Origin of the sequence: Novosphingobium sp. TCA1, from assembly GCF_009811895.1 — a bacterium.
GTDB lineage: Bacteria > Pseudomonadota > Alphaproteobacteria > Sphingomonadales > Sphingomonadaceae > Novosphingobium > Novosphingobium panipatense_A.
This window is the reverse complement of the sequence record NZ_BLJH01000006.1, coordinates 209,720-231,571: the sequence shown is the minus strand read 5'-3', so window position 1 is coordinate 231,571 and position 21,852 is coordinate 209,720. Positions and strand designations below refer to the sequence as shown.

Annotated in this window: 22 protein-coding genes; 7 read left to right on the top strand and 15 right to left on the bottom strand. The window is 65.5% G+C overall.

Features of this window, described 5'->3' with window-relative positions:
- Position 1: 1 nt before the first annotated feature.
- The 4 genes from NTCA1_RS10410 to NTCA1_RS10395 form a co-directional block, all read right to left on the bottom strand.
- Positions 2-664, bottom strand: a complete 663-nt coding sequence (locus NTCA1_RS10410; RefSeq protein ID WP_374705174.1) for a CpaD family pilus assembly protein — start codon at positions 662-664, stop codon at positions 2-4.
- Positions 665-669: 5 nt separating this feature from the next.
- On the bottom strand, positions 670-2,232 hold the full coding sequence (locus NTCA1_RS10405; RefSeq protein ID WP_159830447.1) for a type II and III secretion system protein family protein: 1,563 nt from the start codon (positions 2,230-2,232) through the stop codon (positions 670-672).
- A 77-nt stretch (positions 2,233-2,309) separates the two neighbouring features.
- The gene (cpaB, locus tag NTCA1_RS10400) at positions 2,310-3,326 is read right to left on the bottom strand and encodes a Flp pilus assembly protein CpaB (RefSeq protein ID WP_159830416.1); all 1,017 of its coding nucleotides are present in this window, start codon (positions 3,324-3,326) and stop codon (positions 2,310-2,312) included.
- A gap of 99 nt (positions 3,327-3,425) precedes the next feature.
- Positions 3,426-4,124, bottom strand: coding sequence for a prepilin peptidase (locus tag NTCA1_RS10395; RefSeq protein ID WP_159830414.1), 699 nt, complete (start codon positions 4,122-4,124; stop codon positions 3,426-3,428).
- 135 nt (positions 4,125-4,259) lie between these two features.
- On the opposite strand from NTCA1_RS10395, the gene NTCA1_RS10390 reads away from it, so the two are divergent.
- Together NTCA1_RS10390 and NTCA1_RS10385 are read left to right on the top strand one after the other, a co-directional pair.
- The gene (locus tag NTCA1_RS10390) at positions 4,260-5,240 is read left to right on the top strand and encodes an alpha/beta fold hydrolase (RefSeq protein ID WP_374705175.1); all 981 of its coding nucleotides are present in this window, start codon (positions 4,260-4,262) and stop codon (positions 5,238-5,240) included.
- A gap of 6 nt (positions 5,241-5,246) precedes the next feature.
- A complete protein-coding gene (locus NTCA1_RS10385) occupies positions 5,247-6,329 on the top strand; it encodes an FAD-binding oxidoreductase (RefSeq protein WP_159830412.1) in 1,083 nt (360 codons plus the stop codon).
- A 191-nt stretch (positions 6,330-6,520) separates the two neighbouring features.
- Here the strand turns inward: NTCA1_RS10385 and NTCA1_RS10380 are convergent, their stop codons facing one another.
- From NTCA1_RS10380 to ispH, 4 genes are read right to left on the bottom strand one after another with little or no spacing between them, the layout of a single operon-like run.
- The gene (locus NTCA1_RS10380; RefSeq protein ID WP_236549222.1) at positions 6,521-7,693 is read right to left on the bottom strand and encodes an FUSC family protein; all 1,173 of its coding nucleotides are present in this window, start codon (positions 7,691-7,693) and stop codon (positions 6,521-6,523) included.
- On the bottom strand, positions 7,668-8,105 hold the full coding sequence (rnhA, locus tag NTCA1_RS10375) for a ribonuclease HI (RefSeq protein ID WP_086492765.1): 438 nt from the start codon (positions 8,103-8,105) through the stop codon (positions 7,668-7,670). Before rnhA ends, NTCA1_RS10380 begins: the two co-directional genes overlap by 26 nt.
- Complete coding sequence (gene thrB / locus NTCA1_RS10370) at positions 8,102-9,091, bottom strand: homoserine kinase (RefSeq protein WP_159830411.1); 990 nt, start codon at positions 9,089-9,091, stop codon at positions 8,102-8,104. The genes rnhA and thrB overlap by 4 nt, the downstream gene beginning before the upstream one ends.
- A gap of 15 nt (positions 9,092-9,106) precedes the next feature.
- Positions 9,107-10,096, bottom strand: coding sequence for a 4-hydroxy-3-methylbut-2-enyl diphosphate reductase (ispH, locus tag NTCA1_RS10365; RefSeq protein WP_159830410.1), 990 nt, complete (start codon positions 10,094-10,096; stop codon positions 9,107-9,109).
- Between the two features lie 67 nt (positions 10,097-10,163).
- Between ispH and NTCA1_RS10360 the strand changes: the two genes are divergently transcribed.
- Positions 10,164-10,826, top strand: a complete 663-nt coding sequence (locus NTCA1_RS10360; protein WP_086492768.1) for a hypothetical protein — start codon at positions 10,164-10,166, stop codon at positions 10,824-10,826.
- A gap of 55 nt (positions 10,827-10,881) precedes the next feature.
- Here the strand turns inward: NTCA1_RS10360 and NTCA1_RS10355 are convergent, their stop codons facing one another.
- The 6 genes from NTCA1_RS10355 to NTCA1_RS10330 form a co-directional block, all read right to left on the bottom strand.
- On the bottom strand, positions 10,882-11,649 hold the full coding sequence (locus NTCA1_RS10355) for a 1-acyl-sn-glycerol-3-phosphate acyltransferase (RefSeq protein WP_236549221.1): 768 nt from the start codon (positions 11,647-11,649) through the stop codon (positions 10,882-10,884).
- A 29-nt stretch (positions 11,650-11,678) separates the two neighbouring features.
- Entirely contained in the window at positions 11,679-12,116 is a 438-nt protein-coding gene (locus NTCA1_RS10350) for a Fur family transcriptional regulator (RefSeq protein ID WP_086492770.1), read from the bottom strand.
- Positions 12,117-12,237: 121 nt separating this feature from the next.
- Positions 12,238-12,684, bottom strand: coding sequence for a MucR family transcriptional regulator (locus NTCA1_RS10345; protein WP_086492771.1), 447 nt, complete (start codon positions 12,682-12,684; stop codon positions 12,238-12,240).
- A 185-nt stretch (positions 12,685-12,869) separates the two neighbouring features.
- Positions 12,870-13,328, bottom strand: coding sequence for a GNAT family N-acetyltransferase (locus NTCA1_RS10340; protein WP_086492841.1), 459 nt, complete (start codon positions 13,326-13,328; stop codon positions 12,870-12,872).
- A gap of 7 nt (positions 13,329-13,335) precedes the next feature.
- Complete coding sequence (gene tsaB, locus NTCA1_RS10335) at positions 13,336-13,998, bottom strand: tRNA (adenosine(37)-N6)-threonylcarbamoyltransferase complex dimerization subunit type 1 TsaB (protein WP_086492772.1); 663 nt, start codon at positions 13,996-13,998, stop codon at positions 13,336-13,338.
- A gap of 7 nt (positions 13,999-14,005) precedes the next feature.
- Positions 14,006-14,584 (bottom strand): NifU family protein, encoded by a 579-nt coding sequence (locus tag NTCA1_RS10330; protein ID WP_086492773.1) that lies wholly within the window; start codon positions 14,582-14,584, stop codon positions 14,006-14,008.
- Positions 14,585-14,931: 347 nt separating this feature from the next.
- Between NTCA1_RS10330 and NTCA1_RS10325 the strand changes: the two genes are divergently transcribed.
- Both NTCA1_RS10325 and NTCA1_RS10320 read left to right on the top strand, forming a co-directional pair.
- Positions 14,932-17,862, top strand: a complete 2,931-nt coding sequence (locus NTCA1_RS10325; protein WP_159830408.1) for a pitrilysin family protein — start codon at positions 14,932-14,934, stop codon at positions 17,860-17,862.
- Between the two features lie 238 nt (positions 17,863-18,100).
- A complete protein-coding gene (locus NTCA1_RS10320) occupies positions 18,101-19,474 on the top strand; it encodes a class II 3-deoxy-7-phosphoheptulonate synthase (RefSeq protein WP_159830407.1) in 1,374 nt (457 codons plus the stop codon).
- 73 nt (positions 19,475-19,547) lie between these two features.
- On the opposite strand, the gene NTCA1_RS10315 is transcribed toward NTCA1_RS10320, so the two are convergent.
- The gene (locus NTCA1_RS10315) at positions 19,548-19,742 is read right to left on the bottom strand and encodes a hypothetical protein (RefSeq protein WP_159830406.1); all 195 of its coding nucleotides are present in this window, start codon (positions 19,740-19,742) and stop codon (positions 19,548-19,550) included.
- Between the two features lie 202 nt (positions 19,743-19,944).
- Here NTCA1_RS10315 and NTCA1_RS10310 point away from each other — a divergent pair, with 202 nt between their 5' ends.
- Complete coding sequence (locus NTCA1_RS10310) at positions 19,945-20,217, top strand: hypothetical protein (protein WP_159830405.1); 273 nt, start codon at positions 19,945-19,947, stop codon at positions 20,215-20,217.
- Positions 20,218-20,292: 75 nt separating this feature from the next.
- Entirely contained in the window at positions 20,293-21,819 is a 1,527-nt protein-coding gene (locus NTCA1_RS10305) for a class I SAM-dependent methyltransferase (RefSeq protein ID WP_159830404.1), read from the top strand.
- The last annotated feature ends 33 nt before the right edge of the window (positions 21,820-21,852 follow it).

The window sequence follows — 21,852 nt, the reverse complement described above, 5'->3', positions numbered from 1 at the left end:
CTCAGTTGCCCTTGGTCGAAGTGGCGGAAACCGTATTGCCGCCGGTGGGGGCCGCGTTGCGATAGGCCTCGATGGCCTTGGACGCGCTCATCACTGTGGTTTCGCCGGTATTCTGCGCGCCGTGGACGAGGTCTTCCGGGTTTGCGACCATGGCCGCCAGGTTGGCATTGGTCGCGCAGCCGTAGTTGCTGGTGAGGCCGTTGTTCGGGTTGAAATCGCTCTTGGCCGACCAGTCCGGGCACCCCGGAACCGAGGCTTTCGATCGGGTTACGACCACGCGCGCAATGCCGGTATCGACATAGCCTTCGGTCACCGGCGCGCCTTCGGCAAGGACCAGTCCATAGCGTCCGGCCACGGCCTCGACCGCGCTGCGCACGGCGGGATTGCGGGAGGGGTCGTCCACGAAGACCCGATCGCCGTACTTGAGGCCCATGGCTTCGAACCAGCCCGCAAGGCGTCCCTGCTCGCCGGAACCAAGCCCGGTGCCGCCGGTCCGCACGTCGAGCGTGTAGTTGACGCGTTCGACGACCGGCTGATGGACGCTGTTCATCGAACGGTTGGTGGGCATTCCGCCGCAGCCGCCCACGAGCAGGGCAAGCGAGAGGGCGAGCGAGCCGATGGCGAGGCGTGCAGGGCGCGCGATCTGGGTGGGCATCGGGTTCATCTTTCTCACTTCAGGCTGAAACCGGGGCGGACGGAAGCATCCGCAGCCGAGCGCTTGGAAGTCTTGCCGGTCGCGGCACCGGCCCCGGCCCCAACTCCGGCCGCATCGCCGAGGCCGGGCGCGGCAGTGGAGCTGGCTTCGGGGCGCTTCTTTGCACTCACGCCGTCGCTCTCCATGTTGCCGAGCACGCGCTGGAGGTCGTTGGGTGCGTTGAAGCCGTCCGTCGGCAGGGCGATCTGCGATGCGTCCACCGGATTGACGAGATAGGGCGTCACCACGATGACCAGTTCGGTTTCGCCGCGCTTGTAGCTGGTCGAGCGGAACAGCGATCCCAGGATCGGCAGGTCGCCCGCGCCTGGCAGCTTCTGGATGGTGTTGGTGGAATTGTTGCTGAGCAGGCCCGCGATCATGAAGCTCTGGCCCGAGCCGAGTTCCACGGTCGTTTCGGTGCGGCGCACGGTAAGGGCGGGCACTTCATAGCCGTTGAAGTTGACGGCGCCCTGGCTCGAAAGCTCGGAGACTTCCGGCCGCACGCGCATGGAAATGCGGCCGTTGGCCAGCACCGTCGGCGAGTAGCTGAGGCTGATGCCGTACTTCTTGAATTCGATGGACGTCGTGCCGAGCGCCTGGCTGATCGGGATCGGATATTCGCCGCCCGCCAGGAACTCCGCCGTTTCGCCCGAGAGCGCGGTAAGGTTCGGCTGGGCGAGGGTGGTGACGAGGCCGATCGTCTCGCCGGCATCGAGCGAGCCGAGGATGTTCACGCCAAATAGCTTGCCAGCGGCGGCCAGCGTGCTGCCGGTCGAGCTGGTGTCCACGCTGGAACCGGGGACCTGCGTGCCGTCCGGTAGCGTGACGGTCAATTCGGTGCCCACGCCCATGGGGAGGCCGGGGGCGTGCGTATTGACCGCTCCCTGACCGATGCCGAACTTGAACCCGCCGGTCGAATCGATGGTGGACATGTTCACGGCGAGCGACTTGACGAGCGAGCGGCTGACTTCGGCGATGCGGACCTGCAGGTTGACCTGCAGCGGCGTCGCCATGCGCAGGCGACTGATGACATTGGCGTCCTTGCCGACATAGGCCTGTACCAGGCGTTCCGCTTCGGCGGCATCTTCCGGGGTCTTGACGGTTCCGGTCAGCAGGAAAGTGCTGGAACCCATCGTCGAGACGCCGATCCGCGCTTCCGGCATGGCGAGGCGCAGCATGGCGTCCACGCTGTCGAGATTGGAACCGACCCGCACCGTGGCCGACCAGATCACGGCGCCTGCGGCATTGCTGGCATAGACCGTGGTGGTGCCGCCGGCCTTGCCGAAGACGTAGAGCTGGCGGGCGGACTTGACCTGCACGTCGGCCACGGCCTCGTTGGCGACGAAGACGTCGGCCATGGCGCCCGGCACGTTGATGAGCTGGCCGTTGCCGATCGAGAGCGTCATGTCCTGCGCGGGATGGACGACTGACTGGCCAAAGGCGGACTGGGCAGAGGCAGGCGCTGCTGCCAAGCCGGCCGTGGCGACTGGGGCCATGGCGCAGGCGCAGAGCAGGGATCGGAGAAGACGCTTGTGCATCTGGTAAACCTTCGAAGGATGGATGCGGCCGGATTTCGGCATCTGCTTCGGCGCGCTCATGAGTTTTCGCGCGCTCATCAGTGGCTCACCGGTTCTTCGGTCGTTTCCTTGCCGCGCGTCACCCGTACGACGGGGCCGGTGCGCACGGGCGCTGCCGATGGCGCAGGCCCGCCGCCGGCGATCGGGGCGCTGCGTGCGGCAACTTCGGCGCCTGTCGCCGGACGGCTGGAGCGCTGGAAGCGTGAGACGTCGCCGCCGGTCATGTAGGTGGACGCGCCCTCGATCGGGCGGTTCATGGCGTTGCGCATGAGCTGTTCTTCCTGCTCGCGCGTGGCGCCTTCGGGCACCTTGACGTCGCCGCTGGCGAGGATGCGTTCGAATTCGCCCTGGTTGTCGGCAATGGCGCGCAGCGAGAGGCTGAGCGTGCCGATCTCCTGCGCGACCGCCACCTTTTCGGCGATGCGCGGGGTCACTTCGAGCGTGACGGTGCTGAAGGCGTGAACCACGGTCTTGCCGTCCACCACTTCGTTGTCGGTGGCCTGGTCGGTGGCGAGGACCCGCAAGTTGCGCAGGATCGTTTCCGAGGCGCGCAGGGCCTGGCCGCCGTCATCGCCGGAGACCTGCTGGGTCAACACCAGATCGACATGGTCGCCGGGGAACACGAAGCCGCCCACGCCGGTCTTGGCGGAAACCGGAATGGTCACGGCGCGCATGCCCGGCCCTAGTGCAGCGGCCAGGAAGCCCCTGTCTCCGGGTGCGACGAGCGCGCCTTGCGTCACGGGCTGGCCGGCGGTGATCGGGAAGCGGACGACGGTGCCGAGCAGCTTCTGCATGTCGGCCTGGCCGTCGATGAAGTAGGCGTCTTTCACCAGCTCCTTGGGCCAGTCCTGATAGGACACCGCGTCGGCCGTGATGATCGTGCCCACAGGAAGCGCGCGCTGGGCGACGAGGACCTTGGGTCCGGTCGGCTGGGCGGTCGCCACGGCCTGGGCCTGCGGCGCCGCCGAACCGGCGAACATCGAGCGGGCGCCCATTGCCGTCACAACTGCTATCAGCAGTGCGGCAACCAGCAGCACCAGCTTCTTCCTATCCATGTCCTGACGACCCCCTGAAAAACCCCGATCCCGATTTCCCCTGTTCGGGAGGCGGGTAGCAAGTATGTGTAGAATCGCTTAAATTGGTTAAAATCAGGTTCACCCAACCATAGCGCCGGTCAGGACCCCTTCGCCCATGACCCACAAGGCCGCCGCCGAGATGGCGACGCCGTAGGGGATCGGCAGGCGCGATTTCTGGCGGCGCATGATGTGGCGGAAGCCGAACAGAAATAGCAGGGTCCCGGCCAGTATGATCAGGCCCAGCGCCCAGGGTTGCGGCAGGGCATCATGGATGGCGCCGAGTCGCTCCGGCGAGATCACCGGGCGGTGCGTCGCCAGTGCATAGACCACCGATCCCGCCGCCCAGACCCAGCCCAGCGCGACGATCCAGCCTATCGCGTCGCGCATTCTCTCGCCCGGCACCCGCTCCATGTTGAAGGCGGCCATGGCGACGGAGGCACCGCCCCCGATCATGGCCATGAGCACGATCACCTGGCCGAAGCCGGACGGCACGAACCAGAGCGCCAGCGCGGTCAGCAGCTTCACGTCGCCGCCGCCCATCTGGCGCATCGCGAAAAGCGCGCAGGCGACCACGAAAGTCAGAACGGCAAGCCCCACCTGCCAGGCCACGTCGATCCAGCCGAAACCCATGGACCACCACCAGAGCGGCGCGGCCATGGCTATGGCGAGGTTGAGCGTGTTGTCGATTTCCCGGCGCTTGAGATCGGTGAAGGCGGCAACGATCAGGGCGATTGCCAATGCCAGCAGCAATGCATACGAAAAAGCTCCGCTCGGCATTCGTGAGTTCCCCTTTGCCCGGGGGCACGATCTAGCGGATATCGCTTACCAAACAGTAACCACAAGATCGAAGGCTACGTCAGCCAGGTGACCATTCAAGCGACCGAGAGCAAATCCGAAACCGGCGACACGCCGCTGTCCCTCGGCGAAATCGCGCGCGAGGCGGCAAAGGCGCGGCGGGCGATTCCCGAAGGTGCCGTCGAGAGCTTCTGGACCGGCCCGAGCGGGCCGGAACCGCTGCGCCGGATCGATTGGCCGGTAGCCCAATCAGGGGAGGCGCGAGGTTCGATCCTGTTCCTGCCCGGTCGCGGCGACTGCTATGAGAAATGGCTGGAAACGCTGGAGCAATGGCATCTCGAAGGCTGGGCGGTCAGTTCCACCGACTGGCGCGGGCAAGCCATGAGCGGTCGTTTCGGTTTCGATGCCACGACCGGTCACGTTGCCGATTTCGATCTCTGGATCGAGGATCTCGCCGCGTTCTGGAAAGACTGGGCGGCGGAACGCCCGGGTCCGCATGTTCTCGTCGGCCATTCGATGGGCGGGCACCTTGCGCTGCGCGCCGTCGCACAAGGGAAAGTCAGGCCCCAATCCCTGGTCCTTTCCGCGCCGATGCTGGGCATCCACCCGGCGCGCGTCCCGACCGGCCTGCTCCATGCCGTCGCGGGTGGGATCGTCCGCCTCGGCGATCCGCGCCGACCGGCCTGGAAGCACAGCGAGAAGCCCGAACTCCTGCCCCAGGCCCGTTCCCGCCTGCTGACGCATGACAAGGATCGCTACGCCGACGAGGACTGGTGGCGCGCCCGCAGGCCCGGCATCGCCATGGGGCCTGCCAGCTGGGGCTGGATCGAACGCGCGCTCGCCTCGATTCGCCTGCTCGAAGGGAAGGGCGTGCTCGAAGCGGTGGATGTGCCGGTCCTGGTGCTGGCCACGCGCTACGACGGCCTGGTCTCCTGGCCCGCGATCAAGCGCGCCGCGCGCAGGCTGCCTCATGCCCAGCTTCTCGCGTTCGGCCACGAAGCGCGCCACGAAATCCTGCGAGAGAGCGATCCTGTTCGCGATCGGGCTCTTGCCGCCATTCGGGACTTCCTGAACCGGACCGCGCCCGTTAGGGGCTGACCCCCTATGGATGCGAGGTTCGATATTGTCATAGCAGGCGCCGGCATGGCGGGCGCCTCGCTGGCCGCGCGGCTTGGTGCCGATGCCAAAGTGCTGGTGATCGAGGCCGAGGAACGCCCCGGCTACCATGCCACCGGCCGTTCGGCGGCGTTCTGGACGGAAAGCTACGGCGGCCCCCAGGTGAAGCCGCTGACGACGGCTTCCGGCCCGGAGCTGGATCGCCTCGGCGTGCTGACCCCGCGCGGCGCCCTGACGATCGGCAGGACCGGGCAGGAGCGTGATGTCGCTGCGTTTGCGGAGACTTACGGGAATGTCGGCATCGAAGTCTCGACGCTGGAACGGGCGGAGATTGCCGCGCGCATACCGGGCCTGAAGCCGGAATGGACTTGCGGCGTGCTCGAACCCAGCACTTGCGACATCGATGTGGCGGCGCTCCATCAGCACTACCTTGCCGCCGCCCGCAAGGCCGGTGCGGAATTGTGGTGCCGGGCGGGTCTCTCCGCCGCCGAGCGCGTGCGGGGCGGCTGGATCCTGACACTGGCGGATGGGCGACGCATCGGCTGCGACGTGCTGGTCGATGCGGCGGGGGCCTGGGCCGACGCGGTGGCAGCAAAGGCGGGTATCCGCCCGCTCGGCATCGCTCCCTATCGCCGCACTATCGCGCAAGTCGCGATCGAGCCCGCCGCGCCCGATAGCCTGCCGCTGGTCCTCGACGTCGCGGGCCGGTTCTACTTCAAGCCCGAAAGCGGCCGCCTCTGGCTGAGCCCGCATGACGAAACGCCCAGTTCCCCCTGCGACGCGGCGCCGGAGGAAATCGACGTCGCGCTGGCGATCGACAGGTTCGAGCAAGTGGTGGACCGCCGGGTCCTGCGGGTGGAGCACCGCTGGGCAGGTCTGCGCTCTTTCGCGCCGGATCGGCTGCCGGTCTATGGCTTCGATCCGAACGACGCCGCGTTCTTCTGGTTCGCCGGGCAAGGCGGCTTCGGGATCCAGACTGCGCCCGCTGCGGCGGTGCTGGGGGCGGGATTGCTTTTGGGAGAAGGCTGCGGGGAGGTCGATCCCGAACCGTTCCTAGCGGGAAGGTTCTAGGAAAGTAAAAGTCCTGGGGGATGATCCCCCAGACCCTCGGAATGTCTAGCTTGCGCGCTAGCTATCCGTTCTGCGCTCCCTGCGGCGCAGCCATTAAGTCTCCCGACGCAGCCATGGGCGCATGACGGCTTTGGCTCGTTTGACCTAGACGGTAATGGGGTGCAGGGGGGCTAGCTCCCCTGCTTCTTTCTTCACTCGTTATTCTCAGTCTGCTGACCTGCCGCGCTCACCTTCCGCCCCGGCGCGATGAAGTGCCAGACCAGCAGCACCGGCTCCAGCACCGCCATGCCGACGAAGATGCTGATGAGGCGATGTACTGCGGGCATGATTTCCGCGTCGGCGTAAGAGTCCGGCACCAGCACGACCAGCACCGCGAGGGTGAATTGGAGCCCGAGGTAGGTCACGTTGGGCAGGCCGTTCTCGATATGCCGCCCGATGACGATGCCGATGCAGGTTCCAGCGATCAGCACCGGCGTGCTGCCTTGTGCCAGCAGAAGAATCGCCAGCGAGAGGCCCCCACCGGCCAGGCAGCCGAGCGTGCGCTGGAACAGGCGGCGGGTTACGGGCACGAAGCCGCTCGCGCCGATGCCGCTTACCGGCACGATCATCACGGCCATCACGGTGACGGCGGCCTGGGCCATCTGCGGAAGCTGGAACAGCGCATGGAGCACGGGGAGCACGGCAATGGCGATCCCGGCCTGGGCGGCGTGGCGCGCGGCATGGGGGTGCCACTTCATGCGGCCCGGCGCGGGCTTGCGTCCGGCGAGCCATTTTTTGCCGGAGAGGGTGGCGGCGGCGAGGCTGACGATGACGCAGGCCACGGTTCCGGCGATCACCTCGAGCAGGCGGGTCTGAGCGAAATGAAGGGTGTCGAGGTCGGGATGTTCCAGCTTGTCGAGCAGGATCATCTCGAAAGTCAGGCCGAACAGCAGCCAGGCATAGGCGCGCCGGGCCGTGATCATGCCGTAGAGACCGACCGCGCCGACCAGCGCCGCGCTTGCCATGGCCAGTGGCAGCGAGTGGGCGGCGTAAGGCACGATCGCCAGGGCCAGCAGCGAGCCGATCGCGGTTCCGGCAATGCGCAGCACGCCGCGCAGGAACGTCTCTGCCGTCTCGCTCTTGAGCAGGACGAAGGCGGTGAATGCCGCCCAGGCCACCATCTGCGCGCCGATCCAGTGGGCGATCAGGATGGCCAGCATGACCGAGGCGACGCAGGCCCATTCGTCGGCCATGCGCGGGCCGGGTGTGATCAGCGCGCGGGCTTCCTCGCGCAGGCGGCTGCGGATGACGGAGAGGGGCGGCAGGCGCGGTTCGGAAGCGGGCAGGATCGCGCTCCCCTTACTTGCCGGCGGCGACCGCCGCATCGCTGGCGAGCTTGTCCACGCGCTCGTTCTCGACATGGCCGGAGTGGCCGCGCACCCATTCCCAGTGGACCTTGTGGCGGGCGACTGCCTCGATCAGGTCGTGCCAGAGATCGGCATTGCGCACCGGCTGCTTGCTGGCGTTGACCCAGCCCTTCTTCTTCCAGCCGTGGACCCACTTGGTGATCCCGTCGATCACGTACTTGCTGTCGGTCTGGAGCGTGATCTCGCAAGGCTCGGTCAGGGCATTGAGCCCCTTGATGACGGCGGTCATCTCCATGCGGTTGTTGGTGGTGTCCGGCTCACCGCCCGACATTTCCTTCTCGTGGACGCCCATGCGCAGCAGCACGCCCCAGCCGCCGGGGCCGGGATTGCCCTTGCAGGCGCCGTCGGTGAAGATTTCTACCTGTTTCATGCCGCGAATATGCCGGAATTGGCCGGATCGGCATAGAATTCGAGACGGCGGACGAAGGCCATCGGGTCTTTCGGCGTGACGAGTGCGTCTTCCGGCGTGTTGAGCCAGTCGTAGGCGCGGGTCGCCAGGAAGCGGATCGCGGCGCCGCGCGCGAGCAGCGGCAGGGCGGCGCGTTCGGCCTCGGAAAGCGGGCGCACGGCCTCGTAACCCTCGATCAGGGCGCGCGACAGATCGGGCAGGAAGCGTGTGCCGTCATTGCTGAAGCACCAGGCGGTGTGGGTCACGACGACGTCGTAGGCCAGAAGATCGGTGCAGGCGAAGTAGAAGTCGATCAGGCCGGTGACCTCACTGCCCAGCATCAGCACGTTGTCGGTGAAGAGATCGGCATGGATCACGCCGCTGGGCAGGTCGGACGGCCATTGACCGGCGAGGCCGGCCAGTTCGCGCTCGACCAGGGCGCCGAGATCGGAATCGATCGATTCCAGTCCTTCGCGCGTGCAGTCTCCCAGCAGCTTCTGCCATGCCGGAAGATCGAGCGAATTGACGCGCGACTTTCCGAAATCGGCCGAGGCGAGATGGATCTGCGCCAGCGCTGCACCCACGGCGCGGGTCTGCTGCGGGGTCGGCTCGGACACGGAAACGCCGGGCAGGAACTCGATCAGCGCGAGGGCCTTGCGGTTCTCGCCCTCGCCGATGAAGCGGTGGCTGGCGCCCTCGCGGTCATGCATGGTGCGCGGCACCGGGCAGTCGCGGGCGGCAAGATGGTCCAGCAGGTCCAGAAAGAACGGCAGGTCGGAAACGTCCGTCCGGCTCTCGTAGACGGTGAGGATGAAGCGGCGCGCTTCGTCGCCCTGCCGGGTTTCGATCAGCCAGTTGCTGTTGGACACGCCCTCGGCAATGCCCTTGGCCGAAACCAGGGTGCCGACGTCGAAAGTCTCGATGATCGCGGACATCTCTTCCGCGCCGAGCCGGGTATAGACTGCCATGACGGAGTGAAATCCTTAACGGGCGAGCTGGCGCGGCAGCTTGAAGGTGATCTTTTCCTCGGCGGTCACCCGCTCCTCGGATTCGACTTCACGCAGTTCCTTGATCCGCGCGATCACCTCGTTGACAAGTTCCTCGGGCGCCGAGGCCCCGGCAGTAAGGCCCAGCGTGGCGATGTCCGCCAGCCACTGCGGATCGATATCGGTGGCGCGCTGGATCATCTGCCCGCGCGAACCGGCGCGCTCGGCCACTTCGACGAGGCGCAACGAATTGGAGCTCTTGGGCGAGCCGATCACCAGCACCAGGTCGCAGTCCGGCGCGATCTGCTTTACCGCGCCTTGCCGGTTGGACGTGGCGTAGCAGATGTCTTCCTGCTTGGGCGCGACGACCGTGGGGAAGCGCGCGATGATCGCGTCGATGATCGCGGCGGTATCGTCCACCGAGAGGGTGGTCTGCGAAAGATAGGCGAGTTCGCGGTCTGCCGGGACATCGATCGCGGCGACGTCTTCGACGGTCTCGATCAGGGTCATGTTGCCTTCGGGGACCTGTCCGAAAGTGCCGATCACTTCCGGGTGCCCGGCATGGCCGATAAACAGGATGTGGCGTCCGTCCGCGATCTGGCGTTCGGCCTGGCGGTGGACTTTGCTGACCAGCGGGCAGGTCGCGTCCAGCCATTCGAGGCCCCGCGCGGTGGCCTTGGCCGGAACCGCCTTGGGCACGCCGTGGGCCGAAAAGATCACCGGCACGCCGTCCGGCACCTGGTCCACGCTTTCCACGAAGACCGCGCCCTTGGCCTTCAGGTTGTCTACCACGAACTTGTTGTGAACGATCTCGTGCCGCACGTAGACCGGCGCGCCGTAGAGTTCGAGCGCGCGCTCGACGATCTCGATGGCACGGTCCACCCCGGCGCAGAAGCCGCGCGGGGCTGCGATCAGGAGACGCAGGGGGGGCTTGCCGGAAGAGGGACCGGAAGCCGGCGGGTTCGGAGACGGAAAGGGCGCGTTCATGAATGGGCCTCTAGCGCTTTGCCGCTTGCGCCGCTAGGGCAAGCCGACGTCTTCGAGGAACCTCACGATGAATGCACGCCGCCTGACTGCCACTGTCCTCTGCTCCGCCGCTGCGGTGACCGCGCTGAGCGGCTGCGCCAAGAAGGGAGAGATCGTGGTCGATTCGGGCGTGGGTATCACCGCCGTGCGTTCGGCCTGCCCGGCCGTGGGTATCCCCGACTATACCGGCGACATGACTCTGTTCCGCGCGCCGAACGATCGCACGGCCGCCAATATCGACATGGAAGCGGCAATGACCAACGTGCGCACCGTCTGCAACGAGCAGGGCGGCGACAAGGTCTTCGCCAAAGTGGAATTCGACGTTCTCGCCCGCCGCAACGACAAGCAGGGCGCCCGCCAGGTGACGCTGCCGTTCTTCGTTTCCGTGCTTCAGGGCGGGACCGCAGTGGTTTCCAAGCGCGTCGGCCGCGTCACGCTCAATTTCGCGGACGGTCAGGATCGTGCGCAGGCCCATGCCACCGGCTCGGCCTTCATCGATCGCGCGGCGGCGACGCTGCCTGCCGATATTCGCGAGAAGATCACCCGCAAGCGCAAGGCCGGCGATGCCGATGCCGCTGTCGATCCGCTGTCGGATCCGGCGGTGAAGGCTGCCGTGGCGCGCTCCAGCTTCGAAGTGCTGGTCGGCTTCCAGCTCGACGAGGCGCAGCTGGCCTACAACGCCACGCGTTGATCGGTTTCGGGATCGGCAGCCGGAGAAAGCGCCGCTGCCGATCGCTGGCGGGCGGCTATGCCCTACTGTTTTCCATGGCGCCAGTTTCCATGGCATGCCGGATCGCCGCCTGCGCGCCGCGTGCCAGAGCCTTGCGATCGCGGCGGTCCTCGCCGGTCAGCGGGGCCAGGAAATGCACAGTGACCCGCACCGGCTTCGTCCGGGCGAGAATGCGCAAGGCATTGTCGAGGCCGGGCTCTTCGCCCACCCAGGCTATTTCCGCCGCATCGCTTCCATAATCGACCCAGACGGGCTGGGCGGCGACAGTATCGTCGTCGGTGCTGATGGCGGATAACAGGGACGACTTGAAAGGCAGCAGATCCGTTCCATCGGAAGTCGTGCCTTCGGGAAAGATCGTCAGCGCGCCGGTGTCTCGCAACGCGCTTCGAACTTGTTCCACTTGCTCGGAAACAGTGCTGCGGCGGTTGCGGGCGACGAAAACGGTATCGTTGAGCGTGCAGAGCCAGCGCAGCGGCGCAAAGTCGGCCAGGCCGGCATGCGCGATGAAGGCTGTTCCAGAGGCATGCGAAAGCGCCGGTACATCGAGCCAGCTGACATGATTGGCCAGAAAGAACGTGTCCGGCGCGGGGCTTGAGCCGCGCATGGTGACGCGAAGGCCCGAAATCCTGCCCACCGACGTCAGGAAGAAACGCGGCGCCGGGTTGCGGCGGGTGAGGGGCGCGAGCAGATAATAGGCAGGCACGCAGGCCAGCAGCAGGACGAGTAACGCGAAAAGGCGGATCGCGACCAAGGGCCAGGCCCAGGGCGCGATCCGCCTTTTCACGTCTGAAGCCTTGGCCGCAGCCCCGGCGTTCACTTGCGCTTTTCGCCTTCCTCGCGGTCGATCCGCACGCCAAACAGCTCCATGCGGTGATCGACGAGACGGAAGCCCAGCTTCTCCGCGATCTGGCGCTGGAGGGATTCGAGCTCCGGGTCGACGAATTCGATGACCTGACCGGATTCGACATCAATCATGTGGTCATGATGCGCTTCCGGCGCCGCTTCGTAGCGCGCGCGGCCATCGCCGAAGTCGTGACGGTCCAGGATACCGGCTTCCTCGAAGAGGCGCACGGTGCGGTAGACGGTGGCGATCGAGATGCCCGGATCGAGCGCGGTGGCGCGTTCGTGGAGCTTCTCGACGTCAGGATGGTCGGTACTCTCGGAAAGCACTCGGGCAATGATGCGGCGTTGTTCGGTGATCCGAAGGCCGCGTTCGGCGCAGAGAGCTTCGAGGTCGATAGGTTGATGCACGTTTGACCCGTATCAATGAAAAGGCACGGCAACCTAGATAGGCCGCCGTGCCCATAATCACAACCGCGGAACGTCGATTACGATAATCGGTGTCCCCGCTTGGTTGCCAGTTATCGTTGCCTCAGGCGGCGACGGTCTTGGGCTTGCGGCCGCGGCGCGCGTTGGGCTTGCGACCGAGGCCGATCTTCTTGGCCAGCTCGCGGCGCTTTTCGGCGTAGTTGGGGGCGACCATCGGATAGTCGGCGGGCAGGTTCCAGCGCGCGCGATACTCTTCCGGGGTCATGTTGTAGTGCGTCATCAGGTGGCGCTTCAGCATCTTGAGCTTCTTGCCGTCTTCAAGGCAGACGATGTAGTCCGGCTTTACGGAAGCGCGAACCGAAACGGCGGGTTCCGGCTTTTCTTCTTCGACGACGGGTGCGCCGCCAAGTCCGGCGAGGGCGCCGTAGACATTGGTGATGAGCGCGGGAAGATCTTCTACGCCGACGCTGTTGTTGCTGACATGCGCTGCGACGATGTCCGAAGTGAGCGTGATCAACGTCTCGTTGGCATCAGCCTGGATGTTTTCCATTATTTTACGACCTCTTTATTGCGACCATTTTTTGGAATCGGCGGCCATTTAAAGCCTGCTCATTGGCTGTGGACCATTTTGACCTCAAATTCAAGGTCGATTAAAAGTCGTCCCTAATTGCGACACTTGTAACATTACAAGATAATACAATTAGTCCGAGTACCTCTTAGCCCACGGAGAAACTCTTAACCAATGTCGCAAGCAAAGGTCAGGGCGTCGATCCTGTCTCCACAAGGCGTACGGTAGTATTCCTTGCGCTCACCGATCTGATAGAAGCCAAAGCTGGAATAGAGCGTTTGGGCCGGGTTGCCTCTTCTCATTTCAAGTAAAAGGCGTTTAGCGCCTCTGCCCGAAGCCGCAAGTTTAAGCGCATCCAGTATGGACCGGCCCAGTCCCAACCGGCGAAATTCGGGGTCCACTGCCAGAAGCAGCAGTTCTTCTTCTTCATATCCGGTGCGGGAGAGTGAAAAACCGGCGGCGCTTTCATCATCCGCGACCGGCTTTCCCTGCGCGGAAACGAGATAATAGTGACAGGAATCGAATGACAGCGCGTCTTCGACTTGGCGGCGGTTCCAGGCTTCGCCCCAGGCGGGGTCGAACGAACTGGCCATCACGGCCATGATCCTGTCAATATCGTCGATCATCGCGCGTTCAACCTTGCGGTCCGGGCAGGCCGCCCGGCAGGCGGGCATCGGGCGCACGGCCGTAGAGCGGCCGGGTATCGGCGGACAGCGCCGCCTGCGGCAGGAGAGGGAAGGCACGGGCGTCAGGCCAGAGGGCGAGCGCGGTTCCATCGGCCCGCAAGCCGACGAGCGCCTGGGCCTGGGTTCCCGCCACAACCTCTTCGATCATCCTCGCCGCCGCGTCGTCAGGCCGCATCGAGGCAAGCGGGCGGCTGGTGCTGCCGTCGGCGGCGAAGCCTTCGGTGAACCACTCGCCGTGGCCGCCGGTCATCGCCACGCCGACGGGAACGGCGCCGGCCTGGTCGCGCGCGATCGCGGCGATCATTGCCAAGGTGGAATAGCCAAGGACATTCGAGCCCCAGGCGAGGGCCAGAGCACGCGCCGCGGCGAGGCCCACGCGCACGCCCGTGAAGCTGCCTGGTCCAAGGGCGGCGACGATGCGCGGCGCGCGGCCGCGATCGGGCAGGGCGGCGATCATCGGCACCAAGGCTTCGGCATGGCCGCGGCCCAGCATGCGGAAATCCCCTGCAAGCAGGGTATCCCCATCGAAAAGCGCGACCGAGCAGGCCTCGGTCGCGCTATCGATCACCAGTGTCCGGCCGCTGAACGGCTCTGCAGTCGTCTCCGTCATGCGGCGGTCAGGCGGCGCGGACTTCGGTAACTTCGGGAACGTAGTGCTTCAGCAGGCTTTCGATGCCGTGCTTCAGCGTGGCGCTGGACGAAGGGCAGCCCGAGCAGGCACCCTGCATGGCGAGATAGACCACGCCGTCGCGGTAGCCGCGATAGACGATGTCGCCGCCGTCGTTGGCAACGGCCGGGCGCACGCGGGTTTCGATCAGGTCCTTGATCTGCTCCACGATGTCGGCATCGGCGGGATCGTCGCCGTAATCGGCATCGTCCTCGAGCGGGACGGAGAAGCCGCTGGCATCGCTTCCCGCGAAAAGCGGTGCTTCCGAAACGAAGTGGTCGAGCAGGATCGAGACGACCTGCGGCTTGAGATCGGACCATTCCACGCCGGGCGCGGCGGTTACCGAAACGAAGCCCTGGCCGAAGAACACGCCGGTGACATCGCCCAGATCGAACAGGGCCTGCGCCAGCGGAGAGACTTCCGCTTCTTCGGGCGAGGTGAATTCGCGGGTGCCGGCCGCCATGACCTGCCGTCCGGGCAGGAACTTGAGCGTGGCGGGATTGGGCGTGGCTTCGGTTTCGATGTACATGATCCAGGCGATTTAGGTGTTGCTCAGGTGGGGTCAAGTCCACAAGGCGCAATTGACTTTGCGCGAGGCGGGAACAAGGCTGCGCTCCGGCTCTTTTTACGCCGCGACTTTGCATGACCTCAGAGTCTGTTTGAAAATTCGCGGAATGCGAATTTTGCGGCACCGGCCCACGCCCCCACCCTACCACCCAACGGTAGTATCCTGCGGGTGGTAGGGTGGGGGCGTGGGCCGGTGCCGCAGTGAAAATGCCGATTTCGGCATTTTCCAAACAGACTCTAAACTCCCGCTCGCCATCCATCGGCGCTATTCACTGGCCCTTAATCGAACCGGAACCTATACCCCTCCCGATGACGAAATCTCCGCGCGCCGCCCGCTCGCTCGCCTGCCTGCTCCTGCTGGCTCCTCTTCCGGTTCAGTCCGTTCTTGCCCAGGTGCCGAACGCCCCGGCTCCGGCGGCGGAAACGCTGCCCGGCGATCGGGATCCCTGGCTCTATCGCGGCAGCGACATCCCGCGCGACCCGGAATGGCATTTCGGTGAGCTTTCCAACGGGTTGAAATATGCGGTGCGCCGCAACGGCGTGCCGCCGGGGCAGGTCTCGATCCGCATTCGCGTCGATGCCGGTTCACTTTACGAGACCGATTCGGAACGCGGCTATGCGCACTTGCTGGAGCACATGCTGTTCCGCCAGTCCAAGTACATCCCCGAGGGCACGGCCATCGCCGCGTTCCAACGCCTGGGTGCCACGTTCGGCAGCGACACCAATGCCGTGACCTCGACCACGCAGACCGTGTTCAAGCTCGACCTGCCCAATGCCACGCCGACCTCGCTGGACGAGACGTTCAAGCTCATGAGCGGCATGGTGACGGCGCCGACGCTCTCGGCCTCCAACCTCAAGTCCGACCTGCCGATCGTCCTGGCCGAAATGCGCGAGCGCGGCGGTGCCGCCAAGCGGGTGCAGGACGCCATGCAGAAGACACTCTATGCCGGGCAGCCGCTGTCCGTGCGCGAGCCGATCGGCACGGTCGAATCGCTGACGTCGGCGACGCCGAATTCGGTGCGCGCCTTCTATTCGCGCTGGTATCGGCCGGATAACGTCGCGGTGATCGTGGCAGGCGATGCCGATCCGGCGACGCTCGAAAGCTATGTGAAGAAGTGGTTTTCCGACTGGAAGGCCAGCGGCAAGCTGAGCCAGGCGCCCAGCTTCGGCGATCCGGTGGCGCCGCAGGGTGCCGATCCGAAGAATCCGGTGGGCGAAACCAAGGTTCTGGTCGAGCCCGACCTGCCGCCCTCGCTGATGTATGCGATCCTGCGCCCGTGGCGGCAGGTGACCGACAATATCGTCTACAACCAGGGCCTGATGGTCGATTCGATCGCGCAAGCCGTGATCAACCGCCGCTTGGAATCGAAGGCGCGGGCGGGCGGCAGCTTCCTCTCGGCCTCGGTCAACCAGGACGACGTCTCGCGTTCGGCGGACGCCACGTTCGTGTCGGTCACGCCTTTGGGTGACGACTGGCAGGCCGCCCTGCGCGACGTGCGCGGTGTGATCGCCGATGCCATGACCAAGCCGCCGACGCAGGCCGAGATCGACCGGGAGGTTGCCGAACTCGACGTCGCGTTCCAGGTGCCGGTCGAGCAGCAGCGCATCCTGCCGGGCTCGAAGCTGGCGGACGACATGGTCAATGCGCTCGATATCCGGGAAACGGTTGCCGCGCCGAACGACGTGCTGCGCATCTTCCGCGAGTCGAAGCACCTGTTCACCCCGGCCGATGTGCTGAAGCACACCCAGCAGCTGTTCAGCGGCACGGTAACGCGCGCGCTCTTCACCACCCAGAAGCAGGGCGGTGCAACCGACGAGGCGCTGCGCACGGCGCTGATCCAGCCGATCAAGCCCGACGCCTCGATCCGCACGGCGGGGAACGAGAAGCCCGTGTCCTTCGAGAAACTGCCCGCGATCGGCGCGCCTCACAAGGCGAGCGCGCAGACCCCCACCGGGCTGCTCGATATCGAACAGCTTATTTTCGCGAACGGCGTGAAGGCGATGCTCTGGCCGGTTCAGGAAGAGCCGGGCCGTGTCACCGTGAAGGTTCGCTTCGGCGGCGGCAAGCGTTCGATCGCGCCGCAGGATGCGCCCTATATCGCGCTGGGCGAATTCGCGCTGGTCGGTTCCGGGTTGGCCACTCTGGGCCAGGAAGACCTCGACCGGATCTCGACGGGCCGCAAGATGGGCTTCGATTTCGAGGTCCAGGACGCCAGCTTCCAGTTCCAGGCGGAAACACGCCCGCAGGACCTGGCCGATCAGCTCTACCTCTTCGCTGCCAAGCTGGACCTGCCGCGCTGGGATCCGCAGCCGCTGGTCCGTGCCAAGGCGGCGGCGAAGATCCAGTACGCGACCTATTCCACCTCGCCGCAGGGCGTGCTGAGCCGCGATCTGGAGTTCTACCAGCGCGGCAAGGATCCCCGTTTCGCGACGCCCACGCCTGAAGCGATCGAGAAGACCACGCCTGCCGGCTTCAAGAAAGTCTGGAGCAAGGCGCTGGCGAGCGGCCCGGTGGAAGTCCAGATCTACGGCGATTTCGACAAGGCATCGACGATCGCCGCGCTGGAAAAGACTTTCGGCGCGCTCAAGGCTCGCACGCCTGCGCCCTCCACCGCCAATGTCGCGGACGTGACCGTGCCGAAGCCGTCGGACACGCCGATCGTGCTCCAGCATCACGGCGATCCCGACCAGGCCGCCGCGGTCATCTCGTGGCCCACCGGCGGCGGTTCCATGGGCATCCGGGAATCGCGCCAGCTTGAGATCCTGACGCAGCTTTTCACCAATCGCCTGCTTGATGCGGTCCGCGAGAAACTGGGCGTGTCCTATGCGCCTTACGTCTATTCGCAGTGGCCGGTGGACATGGCGGCGGGCGGTTCGATCACCGCGATGGCGCAGCTTGACCCCAAGTCGACCACGGTGTTCTTCCAGACCGCCGACGAGATCGCCCAGAACCTGATCCAGAATCCGCCGACGGCGCAGGAGCTTGCTCTGGTGACCGAACCGATGCGCCAGCAGGTGACCCGCGCGGCTTCGAGCACCTCGTTCTTCATGGGCCAGCTCGAAGGCGCCACTTACGATCCTTCGCGGATCGGCACCGTTCGCACGATCCTTTACGATTACACCGCCACTACGCCGCAGCAGATGCAGGCGCTGGCTGCCCGCTATCTGGGCAAGAACAATTCGTGGCGGCTTGAGGTCATGCCGGAAGGCAAGGCCGTGGGAGCCGTCGCGGCCAAGTAGCAGCAGCAAGTCGAAGGGCGAAGTTGTTCGCAAGTTGCGCGCACGGCTTCGCTTGGGACACCATCTTTCGCATTGCCGGATCGCTGCGGCGCAATCGATCACGCTGATCGGCTAAACCGGCTTTGCAAAAATTGCTTCGAGAGGCTATGGCGCGCCCCTTGTTTGCGGTTCTTGCCGGTTTGGCCCCGCGCACTCGGTGCGGGGAGAGAAGGCGAAGGAACCGCCAGGAGTACGTAACGTGGCTAGCAATTGGACCCCGGAAAGCTGGAAGGCTCAGGAAGCCCGCCATCTTCCGGTATATGGCGATGCGGAGAAGCTGGGCGAGGTCGAGGCCACGCTTGCGAAGTTTCCGCCGCTGGTCTTTGCGGGCGAGGCGCGTGCTCTGAAGGCGGATCTCGCCGAAGTCGCCGCCGGTCGCGGTTTCCTGCTCCAGGGCGGGGACTGCGCGGAAAGCTTCGCCGAATTCAGCGCCGACAACATTCGCGATACCTTCCGCGTACTGCTGCAGATGGCGGTCGTGCTGACTTTCGCCAGCAAGCAGCCGGTGGTGAAGCTGGGCCGCATGGCGGGCCAGTTCGCCAAGCCGCGCTCGGCGCCGACCGAGATGGTGGGCGGCGTGGAGATGCCCAGCTACTTCGGTGACATCATCAACGGTATCGAGGGCAACGCCGATGCGCGTCGCAACGATCCCGAGCGCATGCTGCGCGCCTATACGCAGTCTTCCGCCACTCTGAACCTGCTGCGCGCTTTCGCGCATGGCGGTTATGCGAACCTGCGCCAGGTCCACCAGTGGACGATGGAGCATATCGGCCGCAGCCCCTGGGGCGAGAAGTTCGCGCAGATGGCCGACCGTATCGGCGAGGCGCTGGACTTCATGGCTGCCTGCGGCGTGGACCCAAGCTCGGTTCCGCAGCTTCAGGGCACGGAGTTCTACACCAGCCACGAAGCGCTGCTGCTCCCTTACGAACAGGCCCTCACGCGCCGCGATTCGCTGACCGGCGACTGGTACGACTGTTCGGCCCACATGCTGTGGATCGGCGATCGCACCCGCTTCGAAGGCTCCGCCCATGTCGAGTACCTGCGCGGCGTGGATAACCCGATCGGCATGAAGTGCGGGCCCAGCCTTGAGCCCGACGCGCTGCTGCGCATGCTCGACACGCTCAATCCGGGCCGCGAGCCGGGCCGCATGACCCTGATCAGCCGCTACGGCTACGACAAGGTCGAAGCGGGCCTGCCCAAGCTGGTGCGCGCGGTGAAGGCGGAAGGCCATCCGGTCGTGTGGTCGTGCGATCCGATGCACGGCAATGTCATCAAGACCGAGACCGGCTTCAAGACCCGTCCCTACGACCGCATCCTCGCCGAAGTGCGCGGCTTCTTCGCCGTTCACCGCGCCGAGGGCACCCATGCGGGCGGCATCCATATCGAGATGACCGGCCAGGACGTGACCGAATGCACCGGCGGTGCCATCGCCATCACCGACGAGGCGCTGAAGGACCGCTACCACACCCACTGCGACCCCCGTCTCAACGGTGCGCAGTCGATCGAGCTGGCGTTCGAACTGGCGGACCTGCTCAATCTGGAAGCGACCGAAAGGCAGAAGCAGGCGGCCTGATCCGCAGCTTCGAAAGGCAAACGAAACGGGCGGGGAAGCGAAGGCTTTCCTGCCCGTTTTGCGTTGAAGTCCGTCAGGTAAGCTGCCGGGGTGTTCCGGTGGCAAGGCGGGCGCGCTGCAGGGCTTCTATCTCGGCAGCCTGACGGCGGATTACGGCGGCAGCCTGAAACATGGCGGAGCCCCTCGTCGGCGCCTGCGGTTCGCAGCGGTCCAGCGCAGCCCACATCTCGAGCATCTGCGCCAGAGCCTCGACCTCCGCTTTGTCCACCGTCCTCTCCCCGTTGCCGCGGCGCCAATCTTCTAAAATCAAGTCTTCTAAAATGGATTGCAGCGCTGGCGGCCTCTCTTTTGCGGCCCGGTTTATCGATGCAATATCTACGAAATGCCGATAGGATCGGACGAACGACATTTCGTGTAATCGCGTTGTCCAGCCGGGCGGCGACTGTTCGGCAATCTATCGGAGGGGCAGCATGAAGAAGGTACTGTGGTTGGCCCTTTCTGCGGGACTTGTGTTTAGTGGCCCTGCACAGGCGAAGGAACCGCCGACGAATAGTCAAAGCGGTGCAGGCAGGCCAGGTATCGACCAGTCCGATCCGGTCGAGTGCCGCAAGTTTCAGGAAATCGGTTCGCGCCTGAAGATCAAGCGGGTCTGCCTCACCAAAAGCCAGTGGGAGGCGCAGGCCCGTGATGACCGGATGAATATCGAGCGTTCCCAGGTCGCCCGCGGGATCGGCCCCAACTGACCCATGGCGCACGCATGACTGTCACGGGAATGACGCAATTCCCGTCGAGATCCGTAGCTGCGACGGAACAGGCACATGCGGGGTTTTGTGATGGGCGACGGCCTTGGCGGCGAAACGCACGGTTACGATGTCTCTACGGGTTATACTTACGGGTTCTGCCGGGAAATGGCGCCGGGCTGGCTGGACTTCGCAGCGCGCGTTTCCGGTAAAGCCGTACCGATCGCGCGAGACGGTCGGCGGCTCCGTTTTCTCGAACTCGGTTGCGGACAGGGGCAGGGGCTTTGCCTGCTGGCAGCGGCGAACCCGCATATCGACTTCGTCGGCGTCGATTTCATGCCCGAACATGTCGCCCATGCCCGCAAAGTGGCGCAGGCGGCGGCGCTGACCAACCTGCGGATGGAGCGGGCGGACTTCGTCGCGCTTGCAGAGGCATGGCCTGACCATTTCGGCGCGTTCGACTATGTGGCGCTCCACGGCGTCTATAGCTGGGTCATCCCGCAAGTTCGCGAAGCGCTGGTGACATGCCTTGCCCATGCCACGGTGCCGGGCAGCCTTGTCTACATCGGCTACAACGGCCAGCCCGGCTGGGTGGCAAGCGGGCCGTTTCGCCACTTCGCGCAGCTTATCAAGCAGACCAGCGAACTGTCCGGGCTTGCCACCATCGATCATACGGCTGACCTGTTCGGTCGTCTGCAAAGCGCCGGGGCGGCAACCTTCAAGCTGCTGCCGGGCCTGGCGGCGAGCGTGAACGCCATGAAGACCCGAAATCGCGGCTATCTGGTCCACGAATATCTTCACGATAGCTGGCAGGCGATGTGGCATTCCGAGGTCGCGCAGGATCTGGCGCGGGCGGATCTGAGCTTCACCGGCACGGCAACCCTGGTGGAAGCGCTGTTGCCCGAACTCCTGCCGCCGCCCTTGCGCGATACCATTCTCGCGCAGGTCGATCCCCGCCTGCGCGCGGACGTGCAGGACTTCGTGATCAACCAGGCCTATCGGCGCGACCTTTTCGTGCGCGGAGAGGCCGTCGGCGGCGATGTCGCCGAAACGCGGGTGGCGCTCCTGGCGGCGCCGGGTGCGCGCGAAACGCTCAACGTGCGGACCACGTTCGGAGAGATGGCGCTGCAACCGCCCGCCCATGCCCCGATCTCCGCCGCGCTTTCGGGCGGCAGCCGGAGCGTCAGGGAACTGGCAGCCGCGCAGAACCGTCCGGTCGGGGAGACCGTGAAGCTGCTTCTGATGCTCATGCATGCGGGCACGCTTTTCCCGCTCGCAGCGAATGGAACGGATTCGGAAGGCGCGCACCGCCTCAACGCCGTCATTGCGCGCGGGGCAGCGGAGGGCATGCCTTACGATCACCTTGCTGCGCCCGTGATCGGGGCCGCGCTGCCGGTGACCGGGACTGACCTGCTGCTGCTGGACTGCTGGCTGCTTTCGGGCGAGCACGGCGACGTGGACAGCCTCGCGGAAGGGCTGCTCCAGCGCCTCGACAGGCTGGGTCGAAAGCCGGCGGAGGATCCCGACCGGGAAGCGAAGAAATGCGCCGGGATTTTCCTGGGGCAGAGGCTTGCCGAATGGCGCAGGCTCGGCGCAATCGGTTGAATTGCGGTTGGCTCCCCGACGCGGTGAAGATCG

Coding starts and splice junctions, on each gene's coding strand:
- NTCA1_RS10395 (WP_159830414.1), bottom strand. CDS start 4,124: ATGCCGAGCGGAGCTTTTTCGTATGCATTGCTGCTGGCATTGGCAATC.
- NTCA1_RS10340 (WP_086492841.1), bottom strand. CDS start 13,328: ATGATCGACGATATTGACAGGATCATGGCCGTGATGGCCAGTTCGTTC.
- cpaB (WP_159830416.1), bottom strand. CDS start 3,326: ATGGATAGGAAGAAGCTGGTGCTGCTGGTTGCCGCACTGCTGATAGCA.
- thrB (WP_159830411.1), bottom strand. CDS start 9,091: ATGGCAGTCTATACCCGGCTCGGCGCGGAAGAGATGTCCGCGATCATC.
- NTCA1_RS10360 (WP_086492768.1), top strand. CDS start 10,164: ATGAATGCACGCCGCCTGACTGCCACTGTCCTCTGCTCCGCCGCTGCG.
- NTCA1_RS10410 (WP_374705174.1), bottom strand. CDS start 664: ATGAACCCGATGCCCACCCAGATCGCGCGCCCTGCACGCCTCGCCATC.
- NTCA1_RS10405 (WP_159830447.1), bottom strand. CDS start 2,232: ATGCACAAGCGTCTTCTCCGATCCCTGCTCTGCGCCTGCGCCATGGCC.
- NTCA1_RS10305 (WP_159830404.1), top strand. CDS start 20,293: ATGCGGGGTTTTGTGATGGGCGACGGCCTTGGCGGCGAAACGCACGGT.
- NTCA1_RS10310 (WP_159830405.1), top strand. CDS start 19,945: ATGAAGAAGGTACTGTGGTTGGCCCTTTCTGCGGGACTTGTGTTTAGT.
- NTCA1_RS10380 (WP_236549222.1), bottom strand. CDS start 7,693: ATGCGGCGGTCGCCGCCGGCAAGTAAGGGGAGCGCGATCCTGCCCGCT.
- tsaB (WP_086492772.1), bottom strand. CDS start 13,998: ATGACGGAGACGACTGCAGAGCCGTTCAGCGGCCGGACACTGGTGATC.
- NTCA1_RS10325 (WP_159830408.1), top strand. CDS start 14,932: ATGACGAAATCTCCGCGCGCCGCCCGCTCGCTCGCCTGCCTGCTCCTG.
- NTCA1_RS10385 (WP_159830412.1), top strand. CDS start 5,247: ATGGATGCGAGGTTCGATATTGTCATAGCAGGCGCCGGCATGGCGGGC.
- NTCA1_RS10330 (WP_086492773.1), bottom strand. CDS start 14,584: ATGTACATCGAAACCGAAGCCACGCCCAATCCCGCCACGCTCAAGTTC.
- NTCA1_RS10345 (WP_086492771.1), bottom strand. CDS start 12,684: ATGGAAAACATCCAGGCTGATGCCAACGAGACGTTGATCACGCTCACT.
- rnhA (WP_086492765.1), bottom strand. CDS start 8,105: ATGAAACAGGTAGAAATCTTCACCGACGGCGCCTGCAAGGGCAATCCC.
- ispH (WP_159830410.1), bottom strand. CDS start 10,096: ATGAACGCGCCCTTTCCGTCTCCGAACCCGCCGGCTTCCGGTCCCTCT.